At 52.3% G+C, this 11,927-nt stretch carries 7 protein-coding genes; all 7 read left to right on the top strand.

All coding sequences use genetic code 11. The features are described from left to right. Positions 1-106: 106 nt before the first annotated feature. The 7 genes from rplK to rpsL all read left to right on the top strand — a co-directional run bounded on the left by rplK (position 107) and on the right by rpsL (position 11,922). Positions 107-538: a 50S ribosomal protein L11 gene (rplK, locus tag ACTIDN_RS01320; RefSeq protein WP_415507795.1), complete on the top strand. Its 432-nt coding sequence runs from the start codon at positions 107-109 to the stop codon at positions 536-538. A 4-nt stretch (positions 539-542) separates the two neighbouring features. Then, positions 543-1,235: a 50S ribosomal protein L1 gene (gene rplA, locus ACTIDN_RS01315; protein WP_048838090.1), complete on the top strand. Its 693-nt coding sequence runs from the start codon at positions 543-545 to the stop codon at positions 1,233-1,235. A gap of 285 nt (positions 1,236-1,520) precedes the next feature. Further along, positions 1,521-2,045 carry a 50S ribosomal protein L10 gene (rplJ, locus tag ACTIDN_RS01310; protein WP_441375723.1) on the top strand — a complete coding sequence of 175 codons (525 nt, stop codon included), beginning with the start codon at positions 1,521-1,523 and terminating at the stop codon, positions 2,043-2,045. A gap of 99 nt (positions 2,046-2,144) precedes the next feature. Then, positions 2,145-2,519: a 50S ribosomal protein L7/L12 gene (gene rplL, locus ACTIDN_RS01305; RefSeq protein WP_415507793.1), complete on the top strand. Its 375-nt coding sequence runs from the start codon at positions 2,145-2,147 to the stop codon at positions 2,517-2,519. Between the two features lie 232 nt (positions 2,520-2,751). Next, positions 2,752-6,924 (top strand): DNA-directed RNA polymerase subunit beta, encoded by a 4,173-nt coding sequence (gene rpoB / locus ACTIDN_RS01300; protein ID WP_441375722.1) that lies wholly within the window; start codon positions 2,752-2,754, stop codon positions 6,922-6,924. A 105-nt stretch (positions 6,925-7,029) separates the two neighbouring features. Next, entirely contained in the window at positions 7,030-11,205 is a 4,176-nt protein-coding gene (rpoC, locus tag ACTIDN_RS01295) for a DNA-directed RNA polymerase subunit beta' (protein ID WP_048838094.1), read from the top strand. 345 nt (positions 11,206-11,550) lie between these two features. Beyond that, positions 11,551-11,922 carry a 30S ribosomal protein S12 gene (gene rpsL, locus ACTIDN_RS01290; protein WP_025826436.1) on the top strand — a complete coding sequence of 124 codons (372 nt, stop codon included), beginning with the start codon at positions 11,551-11,553 and terminating at the stop codon, positions 11,920-11,922. Positions 11,923-11,927 lie beyond the last annotated feature (5 nt).

Here is an 11,927-nt window from a genome sequence, read left to right as displayed (position 1 = left end):
GCGCGGCACTCCAATCGAACGCGGGAGGTCTGACTCGCACCATGCTTCGTGTGGTGCAGGGTGGGCCGTAAACCGCGGTTCGGGTTCATTATGAGGAGTCCCGGATATGGCCAAAAAAGTTGTTGGCTACATCAAGCTTCAGATTCCTGCTGGTAAGGCTAATCCTTCGCCTCCAGTTGGTCCTGCGCTCGGTCAGCGCGGTCTGAACATTATGCAGTTCTGTAAAGAATTTAACGCCAAGACCCAGGGTCTTGAGCCAGGTATGCCGATTCCGGTCGTCATCACCGCTTATGCAGACCGTACGTTCAGCTTCATCACCAAAACCCCGCCGAACACGTACTTCCTGCTTAAAGCTGCCAAAATTTCCAAAGGCAGCCAGACGGTTGGTAAAAGTGCCGCTGTGGGTAAAGTGACCATGGATCAGCTGCGCGAAATCGCAGCAGAGAAATCCAAAGACATGAACGCCAACGATATCGATGGTGCAGTTCGGATGCTGGTTGGCTCCGCACGCTCCATGGGTCTGACGGTGGAGGGCTGAGAGCATGGCTACTAAAAAGCGTCTCGCCGCTGCACAGGCGAAAGTAAATAGCGCGCAGGCTTATGGTCTGGACGAAGCGATTGCTCTGGTAAAGGGTAACGCAACGGCAAAGTTTGACGAAACGATCGAAATCTCCCTGAATCTGGGTATCGATCCGCGTCATGCTGACCAGATGGTCCGCGGTTTTGTGTCTCTGCCAAACGGCACGGGTAAAACCCTGCGCGTTGGTGTGTTTGCTCGTGGCGCTAAAGCTGAAGAAGCTCAGGCCGCTGGTGCAGACGTTGTGGGCGCAGAAGACCTGATGGAAAAAGTGCAGGCTGGCGAAATCAATTTCGACCGCTGCATTGCAACCCCGGACATGATGGCTCTGGTTGGTCGTCTGGGTAAAATCCTCGGTCCGCGTGGTCTGATGCCAAACCCCAAGCTGGGCACCGTGACAATGGACGTTAAAGGCGCTATTGAAGCTGCCAAGTCCGGTCAGGTTGAATACCGTGCTGAAAAAGCTGGTATTGTTCACGCTGGCGTTGGTAAAGCATCTTTCGATGCTGCTAAACTGGCTGAAAACGTACGTGCATTTGTTGATGCCGTGCAGAAAGCTCGTCCGACCGGTGCAAAAGGCACCTACATGAAGAAGGCTGGTCTGTCTTCTACCATGGGTCCGGGCGTTCAGCTGGATCTCTCAGCTTTCGCAGGCTGAGACTGAATGTTGCTGTGCCAGGGTTTTGCTCTGGCACAGTATCATGAGGAAATCTGATTTCGGTCTGATTTTCTAAACCTGTCCGAGACCACACGCGGCACGGCCTTAATGAGCCTTCGGGGCTTGCGGGTGGTAAGATGGGGATGCTGGTTGTTCATCGTTTTTCGGTGGCTCCGGTTATTCCGTTTCAAGGACAGGCGAGCTGAGTTTCATGGCGTTCATGAAGCTCTAAGGGCAACCCGTTCTGACTGGCTTTTGTCAGGCAGAACAAGACGGAGACGGGATTTGAACCGTACGGAAAAGCGGGACTTCATTGCTTCCCTTGCCGCCGTGTTTGCCGAAACGTCCATGGTCGTTGTAACCCGTAATGACGGGCTGACAGTGGCTGATGTGACGGATCTGCGACGCAAAGTGCGTGCAGCGGGCGCAACGTATAAAGTCGCGAAAAACCGGCTGGCAACTCTCGCCCTGGATGGGACCCAGTTCGACGGCATCAAGCCGCTGCTTAAAGGCCCGACCGCGCTTGCGTGGGCGGAAGATCCTGTTGCAGTTGCAAAGGTGATTGTCGAGTTCGCCAAAACCAATGACAAGCTCGTGCTGCTTGGCGGTTCTCTTGGCTCTCAGGTGCTTAGCGCCGATGGTGTCAAGGCTCTTGCCGGACTGCCGTCTCTGGATACGCTGCGCGCGCAGCTCGTGGGTCTTATCTCCACGCCTGCTACGCGTATTGCCTGCGTTACCAAGGAACCGGCTGGCCAGCTTGCTCGGGTTTTTGGGGCCTATGCCAAAACGGGTGAGGCGGAAGCCGCCTAAAAACACGCTCTTACAAGAGAGTGTGATGTCTTTAAGGTGCAGCCTTTCTGTTGAGGGGTTGCGCTTTGCAAACCAGTGTTTACATTAGGAAGTCTAATCATGGCTGATCTGAACAAGCTCGTTGACGAACTGTCCGCTCTGACGGTTCTTGAAGCTGCTGAACTCTCCAAGCTGCTCGAAGAAAAATGGGGCGTTTCTGCTGCTGCTCCAGTTGCTGTTGCTGCTGGTCCGGCTGCTGCCGCTGCTGCTCCTGCAGAAGAAAAAACCGAATTTGACGTTGTTCTCACCAAAGCTGGTGACAAGAAAATCAACGTCATTAAGGAAATCCGTGGCATCACCGGTCTTGGCCTGAAAGAAGCTAAGGATCTGGTTGAAGGCGCACCGAAGACCGTTAAAGAAGGCGCTACGAAAGACGAAGCCGAAAAAATCAAGAAGCTTCTTGAAGACAACGGCGCAAGCGTCGAAATCAAATAAGTTCTCACCATATCCGCTGCGTCTGCGGTGGGATGATGAGAAAAAGGTTTTCGGGTGGAGGTATGTATGCCTCTGCCCGTTTGCCTGTTCCGGGTTCTTTATCCGGGGTGGGTATGATGCCAGGGCTTTCCTTGGTGTGTATTAAGGCCTAAATCAAAGGTCGGACCATCAGGCCTGCGGGTAAGCGGCAGGCCTGATGGTCCGAGTAGTTAAGGGCGGGGCAGGAGCGACGATGAACGCAATCACCAAATCGTTCACAGGACGGAAGCGAATTCGCAAGAGTTTCGGGCGGATCCCCGAAATCGCTCCGATGCCGAATCTGATTGATGTGCAACGTGCGTCTTATGAGACGTTTCTTCAGGCGAATGTATCTCCTGATGCACGTACACCAACAGGTTTGCAGGAGGTTTTCCGTTCTGTTTTCCCGATCAATGACTTTGCAGGTCGGGGGCGTCTTGAATTCGTAAGCTACGAATTCGAAGAGCCAAAATATGATGTTGAAGAATGCATCCAGCGTGGCCTGACATTTTCTGCGCCGCTGAAAGTGATTCTGCGCCTTATCGTGTGGGATGTGGACGAAGACACAGGGTCTCGCTCCATCCGCGATATCAAGGAGCAGCCGGTCTATATGGGCGACATGCCCCTGATGACCGAAAACGGTACGTTTATCATTAATGGAACCGAGCGTGTTATCGTTAGCCAGATGCACCGTTCACCTGGTGTATTTTTTGACCACGATAAAGGCAAAACGCACTCATCCGGCAAATACCTGTTTGCCGCACGCGTTATTCCCTACCGTGGGTCTTGGCTCGATTTCGAATTCGATGCGAAAGATCTGATCTACGTTCGTATCGACCGTAAGCGTAAGCTGCCTGTTACAACCCTGCTCTATGCGCTTGAAGGTGCTGCTTCTGAAGCCGCTCGTAAAGCCAAGCTGGCAGAGGGTGGTGATGTTGACCTGCTCGACATCAAAGGCATGGATGACAATGAAATTCTTGCCTATTTCTACGGCAAAGTCATTTTCACCAAAACAGCAAAAGGCTGGGCTCGCCCCTTTGATGCGGATGCATTCCGAGGTCTTAAGCTGCTTGCTCCTCTGGTTGATGCAGAAACAGGTGAAGTTGTTGCAGAGGCAGAAGCCAAGCTGACAGCGCGCGCCGTCCGTAAAATTGCCGAAAAAACCCGTGAAGTGCTTGTCGGTGATATCGATCTTCTGGGTCGTTTCATCGCGCATGATATCGTGAACTACGATACCGGTGAAATTTACGGCGAAGCTGGTGAGGAAATTACCGAAGCTCGCCTCGCTGCGTTGGAAGAAGCTGGTGTTACAGATCTTCCTCTGCTGGCGATTGATGCTGCCAATGGTCCATGGATCCGCAATACCCTGACTGTTGATAAGAACAGCTCTCGTGATGAGGCGCTGATCGACATCTATCGTGTCATGCGTCCAGGTGAGCCGCCAACGGCTGAAACCGCAGATGCCATGTTCCATGGTCTGTTCTTTGACGGCGACCGTTACGATCTGTCTTCCGTTGGTCGCGTCAAGATGAACATGCGTCTTGATATTGATGTGCCTGACACCCTGCGCGTGCTGCGTAAGGAAGACATCCTGCGCACCATCAAAGTCATGTGTGACCTGAAAGACGGTCGCGGCCAGATTGACGACATTGATAACCTGGGTAACCGTCGTGTTCGCTCCGTTGGCGAATTGATGGAAAACCAGTATCGCGTTGGTCTGCTCCGTATGGAACGCGCTATTCGTGAGCGCATGGGGTCCGTTGATATTGATACGGTCATGCCGCATGATCTTATTAATGCAAAACCGGCCGCTGCTGCTGTGCGTGAGTTCTTCGGTTCTTCCCAGCTCAGCCAGTTTATGGACCAGACCAACCCACTGTCTGAAGTCACGCATAAGCGTCGTCTTTCAGCGCTTGGTCCGGGTGGTCTGACCCGTGAGCGTGCAGGCTTTGAAGTGCGTGACGTTCACCCAACGCATTATGGTCGTATCTGCCCGATTGAAACGCCAGAAGGCCCGAACATCGGTCTGATCAACTCTCTGGCAACCTATGCCAAGGTGAATAAATATGGCTTCATTGAAACCCCGTATCGCCTTGTAAAAGACGGCGTTCTTCAGGATGGTTGGAAATATCTTTCCGCCATGGAAGAGGAAAAGCTGATCGTTGCACAGGCTGACGCCAAGCAAAGTGCTGATGGCGCTTTGACCGACGAACTGGTTTCAGTTCGCCGTGGTGGTGACTTCCGTCTGGTGCCACCAACCGAAGTGACAGCGTGTGACGTGTCGCCCAAGCAGCTGGTTTCTGTCGCAGCAGCGCTCATTCCGTTCCTTGAGAACGATGACGCGAACCGTGCACTGATGGGTTCCAACATGCAGCGTCAGGCTGTGCCGCTCGTGCGCTCTGATGCGCCGTTGGTCGGCACAGGTATGGAAGCTGCCGTTGCGCATGACTCTGGCGCTACCATCGTTGCAAAACGTGATGGTATTGTGGACCAGATTGACGGTGCCCGTATCGTTGTGCGTGCAACCGATTCAACAGGTGCTACTCAAGGCGTTGATATTTACCGTCTGCGTAAATATTCCCGCTCCAACCAGTCTACCTGCATCAACCAGCGTCCACTGGTGCATGTCGGTAATCAGGTTAAAGCTGGCGATATCATTGCTGACGGTCCGTCAACCGAATTGGGTGAATTGGCTCTGGGTCGTAACGTGCTGGTCGCGTTTATGCCTTGGAACGGTTACAACTTCGAAGACTCCATCCTGATTTCTGAGCGTATCGCTAAAGACGACGTGTTTACTTCGATTCATATCGAAGAATTCGAAGTCATGGCGCGTGATACCAAGCTGGGTCAGGAAGAAATTACGCGCGATATCCCGAATGTGGGTGAAGAAGCGCTGCGTAACCTCGACGAAGCTGGCATCGTTTACGTTGGTGCGGAAGTGAACCCCGGTGATATTCTCATCGGTAAGGTCACGCCAAAGGGTGAAAGCCCGATGACGCCCGAAGAAAAACTTCTGCGCGCCATCTTTGGTGAAAAAGCATCTGACGTACGTGATACATCTCTGCGTCTGCCGCCAGGCACAACGGGTACGATCGTTGACGTGCGCGTCTTCTCCCGTCGTGGCGTTGATAAAGACGAACGTGCAATGGCCATCGAACGGGCCGAAATTGAACGTCTGTCTAAAGACCGCGATGACGAACGTGCTATTCAGGAACGCTCTTTCTACAGCCGTCTGCGCGAAAAGCTGCTGGGTCAGGTTGCTGGCGCAGGTTTCAAAGGTATCCGTTCTGGCACAGAAATTACCGATGAAGTGCTGGATGAGCATCCTCGCGGTGCATGGCGCAATATCGTTGTAGCGTCTGACTCCGTTATGGCTGAGCTGGAAACACTGCGTCGCGAATTTGATGCTTCCGTGCAGAAAATTCAGGGCCGTTTTGAAAGCAAGGTTGAAAAACTCCAGCGCGGTGATGAACTGCCACCTGGCGTGATGAAGATGGTCAAGGTGTTTGTTGCCGTGAAGCGTAAGCTTCAGCCTGGTGACAAGATGGCTGGTCGTCACGGGAACAAGGGTGTGGTCTCCCGCGTCGTTCCGGTGGAAGACATGCCGTTCCTCGAAGACGGTACGTCTGTTGACATCGTGCTGAACCCTCTGGGTGTGCCATCACGTATGAACGTGGGGCAGATTCTGGAAACGCATCTTGGCTGGGCTTGTGCGAACCTTGGCCGTGGCATTGGTGATCTTGTTGATGATTACCAGCGCAATGGTGAAAAGCGGCAGGAATTGCTGGACCGTCTGAAAGACGTGTACGGCGATGAAATCTACGACGAAGCCATTGCCAACATGAGCAATGATGAGTTGGTAGAACTTGCCAATAATCTGCGCAAAGGTGTGCCCATAGCCACTCCAGTGTTCGACGGCGCTTCTATCCCTGAGATTGAAGCCATGCTTGAGAAAGCTGGTGTCAATAAATCTGGTCAGTCCCAGTTGATTGACGGGCGTACGGGTGAGCCGTTTGAACGTGTGACCACCGTTGGTTACATTTACATGCTCAAGCTGCATCACCTTGTTGACGACAAGATCCATGCTCGTTCCATTGGTCCATACTCTCTTGTTACGCAGCAGCCGCTGGGTGGTAAGGCACAGTTTGGTGGCCAGCGTTTTGGTGAGATGGAAGTGTGGGCTCTTGAAGCTTATGGTGCCGCTTACACACTGCAGGAAATGCTAACGGTTAAATCAGATGACGTTTCTGGTCGTACCAAGGTCTATGAAGCCATTGTGCGCGAGCATGATGACTTTGAAGCCGGCATTCCGGAAAGCTTTAACGTTCTGATCAAGGAACTGAAGTCTCTTGGTCTGAATGTTGAGTTGGAGCAGGGGGGCGAGTAAAGGTAGGCATGACAACACGCTCTAGCATCACTCTCCGTTTTTATTTTGAAGGGGCAGCCGGACTGACACGTCCGGCACCCCATTTCCCTTTGGGGGCTTCGGCACATGAATGAACTCATGAAAATTCTTGGCCAGACCGGCCAGGCGATGACCTTCGATCAGATCAAGATCCAGCTGGCATCACCAGAGCAGATCCGGTCTTGGTCATTCGGCGAAATCAAGAAGCCCGAGACGATCAACTACCGGACATTCAAGCCGGAGCGTGATGGTCTTTTCTGTGCCCGTATCTTTGGCCCGATCAAAGATTACGAGTGCCTTTGCGGCAAATACAAGCGGATGAAATTCCGTGGTATTGTGTGCGAAAAGTGCGGCGTGGAAGTTACACTGGCCAAAGTGCGCCGTGAGCGCATGGGTCATATTCAGCTTGCAAGCCCTGTTGCACACATCTGGTTCCTGAAATCTTTGCCAAGCCGTATCGGTCTCATGGTCGATATGACCTTGAAAGATCTGGAAAAGGTTCTCTATTTTGAGAACTATCTGGTGCTTGAACCCGGTACCTCTCCGCTTAAGCAGTATTCTCTCCTGACCGAGGAACAGTACCTCGATGCTATGGATGAATATAGCGAAGAAGGCGTTGAAGTCGGTATCGGCGCAGAAGCCATCAAGAAAGTTCTTGAGCGGATTGATTGCGATGCTGAAAAAGTAGAACTGCGTCAGGAACTGAAGGAAACCACTTCAGAAGCCAAACGCAAAAAGCTGGTCAAACGTCTCAAACTGGTTGAAGCGTTTGCAGAAAGCGGTTCTCGTCCGGAATGGATGATCCTTGACTACGTACCGGTTATTCCACCGGAACTGCGTCCGCTTGTACCGCTTGATGGTGGTCGTTTCGCAACGTCTGATCTGAACGATCTGTATCGTCGCGTTATCAACCGTAATAACCGTCTGAAGCGTCTGATGGAACTGCGTGCGCCCGATATCATCGTGCGTAACGAAAAGCGTATGCTTCAGGAAGCTGTTGACGCTCTGTTTGATAACGGTCGTCGCGGTCGTGCGATTACCGGTGCCAACAAGCGTCCGCTGAAGTCTCTGTCTGACATGCTGAAAGGCAAGCAGGGCCGTTTCCGTCAGAACCTTCTTGGTAAACGTGTTGACTACTCAGGCCGTTCGGTCATCGTGGTTGGCCCGGAAATGAAGCTGCATCAGTGCGGTCTTCCCAAGAAGATGGCTCTGGAACTGTTCAAGCCGTTCATTTATTCCAAGTTGGAAAAATACGGTCACGCCACAACCATTAAAGCTGCAAAGCGTATGGTTGAAAAAGAGCGTCCTGAAGTGTGGGATATCCTTGAAGAGGTTATCCGTGAGCACCCGGTTATGCTTAACCGTGCGCCTACGCTTCACCGTCTTGGTATTCAGGCGTTTGAGCCCATTCTGGTAGAAGGGAAGGCTATTCAGCTTCATCCGCTCGTCTGTACTGCGTTCAACGCAGACTTTGACGGTGACCAGATGGCGGTACACGTGCCCCTGAGTCTTGAAGCTCAGCTTGAAGCACGTGTCCTGATGATGTCTACGAACAACATTCTTAGCCCGGCAAACGGTAAGCCCATTATCGTGCCGTCTCAGGATATTGTTCTGGGTCTCTACTATCTCAGCCTTGAACTACCTGAGTTTGCGGCAACACCTGACCGTAATGAATACGACAACACGACAGGTGAGCTGATCAAAGCCGGGGCGCCTTCTTTCTCATCCATTGGGGAAGTTGAATATGCTCTGAATGCAGGTGCTTTAAAACTGCACGACAAAATCCGTGCACGTTTTGAAACCATCAAAGACGGCAAGAAAACCTACGAAACAATCGTCACGACACCTGGTCGCGTTCTGATTGCGCAGATCCTGCCACTTAGCGAAGCTATTCCGTTCTCTCTGATCAACAAGCAGTTGACCAAAAAAGCTGTATCTGACGTTATTGATACGGTTTATCGTCACTGTGGTCAGAAAGAAGCGGTTATCTTCTGTGACCGTCTGATGGCTCTTGGTTTCCGTCACGCAGCAAAAGCCGGTATTTCCTTCGGTAAAGATGATATGATCATCCCTGAAGAGAAAAAGATTTTTGTTGAGAAGACTGCTGCTGAAGTTAAGGAATTTGAACAGCAGTATCAGGATGGTCTGATCACCGCTGGCGAACGCTATAACAAAGTGGTTGACGCATGGTCACGTTGCACGGATGAAGTGCAGGCAGCCATGACCAAAGAAATTTCCCGTCAGGAAATTGGTAAGCCGATCAACTCTGTCTGGATGATGAGCCACTCCGGTGCGCGTGGGTCACCAGCACAGATGAAGCAGCTTGCTGGTATGCGCGGTCTGATGGCCAAACCATCTGGTGAGATTATCGAACAGCCGATTATCGCAAACTTTAAAGAAGGTTTGTCGGTTCTCGATTACTTTACGTCCACTCACGGTGCGCGTAAGGGGCTGGCCGATACTGCGCTTAAAACGGCTAACTCCGGTTACTTGACCCGTCGTCTGGTGGACGTTGCTCAGGACAGCATCATTATCGAAAATGATTGCGGTACCGAGCGCGGCCTGACTGTGCGTGCGGTGCTAGACGGTGGTGAAGTTGTGGCTTCCCTCTCCGAGCGTATTCTGGGACGTACAGCCGCAGCAGACATTGTTGACCCAGCATCGGGTGAAGTGATTGTCGCCCGTAATCAGCTCATTGAAGAAGCTGATGCAGAGCGTATTGAAAATGCCGGTATAGAATCTGCTTTCATTCGTTCTGTTCTGACCTGTGATAGCCGGATTGGCGTGTGCGGTCATTGCTATGGTCGTGACCTTGCGCGTGGTACGCCAGTCAATATCGGTGAAGCGGTTGGTGTTATTGCGGCTCAGTCAATTGGTGAGCCTGGCACACAGCTGACAATGCGTACCTTCCATATTGGTGGTGCGGCACAGCGTGGTGCTGAGCAGTCAGCAATTGAAGCCTCTCGTGATGGTCTGGTCGTTATCCGTAACCGTAACGTGGTGCATAACTCTCAGAACGTGCCGATCGTCATGGCGCGTAACTGTGAAATTCTGATCACGGATGAAAACGGTTCAGAAAAAGCACGTTACCGTGTGCCTTACGGTGCACGACTGCTGACAACGGAAGGCGAAGCTGTTTCACGCGGTCAGAAACTGGCTGAGTGGGACCCCTACACACTGCCTATCATTACCGAAAAGGCAGGTAAGGTTGAGTATCTTGATCTGATCGACTCCATTACGCTTGTTGAGCGTATGGACGAAGTGACGGGCCTTACTGCAAAAGTGGTGGTGGACTACAAGCAGGCAGGGAAGGGTGTAGATCTGCGTCCGCGCTTGCAGCTTAAAGGTCCGAACGGCGAAGTCATGAAACTGGATAACGGCAGCGATGCCCGTTACTTCCTGTCGCCTGAAACACTTCTTTCCGTTGAAAACGGTGCAGAAGTCCATGCAGGTGACGTATTGGCCCGCTTGCCACGTGAAGGCTCCAAGACCCGCGATATTACTGGTGGTCTGCCGCGTGTCGCCGAGCTTTTTGAAGCTCGTCGTCCGAAAGACCATGCGATTATTGCGGAGATGGAAGGTCGCGTTGAATTTGGGAAGGACTATAAGTCCAAGCGTCGTATCATCGTGAAAAATGATGAAAGCGGCCATGAGACTGAATATCTGATTCCCAAAGGCAAGCATGTGTCCGTTCAGGAAGGGGACTTTGTCGAAAAAGGCGATCCGCTGGTCGACGGTCCTCGTGTTCCGCACGACATTCTGAAGGTCATGGGTGTTGAGGCTCTGTCCGATTACCTTGTGAATGAAATTCAGGATGTTTATCGTCTGCAGGGCGTTAAGATTAACGATAAGCACATCGAGGTTATCGTGCGTCAAATGCTCCAGAAAGTTGAAATTCTGGAGCCAGGCGACACGACTTACCTGATTGGCGAAACAGTTGACCGGATTGAGTTTGATGTCGAGAATACCAAATGCATGAATGCTGGTGAGCGGCCTGCCGTAGCCATGCCCGTGCTGCAGGGTATTACCAAGGCATCACTGCAAACTCAGTCCTTCATCTCTGCCGCGTCCTTCCAGGAAACAACGCGCGTTCTCACCGAAGCTGCTACGGCAGGTAAGGTTGACCGCCTGAATGGCCTGAAAGAAAACGTGATTGTTGGCCGCCTCATCCCTGCGGGGACAGGAAGCGTCATGAACCGTCTGCGTGCCATTGCGGCATCTCAGGACCGTCAGCGCGTAGGACGCTCCTCTGCGGCTGAGTAAGCCTTAATAGAGGGCACTAGGCTCGGAATAGGGGGTCGGGGCTAACGCTCCGGCCCCTTTTTCTATTTTATAGAGGGTTATCGGCTGAAAACCTTAAGAATCGCGTCTCTCCGCTTGACTTCGCGTGGGCACAGGGTTAGGTAGCAGCCCTCAGCTCCGCTCCATTGCAGGGGCAGGGGTAAATCGTAATTCTTTGTAAAACATGCGGTTGGCTTCCGGCAGGAAGCAACGCCGGATGTCAACATAGCCCCATATGAGCGTTTTGCTCGATGGGATTTTCAAATGACAGTCGGCAGTCGATGAAAAGACTAGCCGACCGAACTGTGTAAGGATCGGGAAAGGCGCATGCCGACCATCAACCAGCTCATTGCCAAAGGGCGCAAGCCTGCAGTTAAGCGCAATAAAGTGCCTGCTCTGCAGAGTTGCCCTCAGAAACGTGGTGTTTGCACCCGTGTTTATACGACGACGCCTAAAAAGCCGAACTCCGCCCTGCGTAAAGTTGCCAAGGTGCGTCTGACGAACGGCTATGAGGTGGTTAGCTATATTCCGGGTGAAGGCCATAACCTTCAGGAACATAGCGTCGTGCTAATCCGTGGCGGTCGTGTAAAAGATCTTCCGGGTGTGCGTTACCATATCCTTCGCGGTGTTCTCGATACCCAGGGTATCGCAAAGCGTCGCCAGCGGCGTTCGCTTTATGGCGCTAAGCGTCCGAAGTAAGGGAA

It is taken from the genome of Acetobacter sp., from assembly GCF_052102375.1.
Classification (GTDB): domain Bacteria; phylum Pseudomonadota; class Alphaproteobacteria; order Acetobacterales; family Acetobacteraceae; genus Acetobacter.
This window is presented reverse-complemented; position numbering and strand designations above follow the sequence as displayed.

Coding starts and splice junctions, on each gene's coding strand:
- rplK (WP_415507795.1), top strand. CDS start 107: ATGGCCAAAAAAGTTGTTGGCTACATCAAGCTTCAGATTCCTGCTGGT.
- rplA (WP_048838090.1), top strand. CDS start 543: ATGGCTACTAAAAAGCGTCTCGCCGCTGCACAGGCGAAAGTAAATAGC.
- rplL (WP_415507793.1), top strand. CDS start 2,145: ATGGCTGATCTGAACAAGCTCGTTGACGAACTGTCCGCTCTGACGGTT.
- rpoB (WP_441375722.1), top strand. CDS start 2,752: ATGAACGCAATCACCAAATCGTTCACAGGACGGAAGCGAATTCGCAAG.
- rpoC (WP_048838094.1), top strand. CDS start 7,030: ATGAATGAACTCATGAAAATTCTTGGCCAGACCGGCCAGGCGATGACC.
- rpsL (WP_025826436.1), top strand. CDS start 11,551: ATGCCGACCATCAACCAGCTCATTGCCAAAGGGCGCAAGCCTGCAGTT.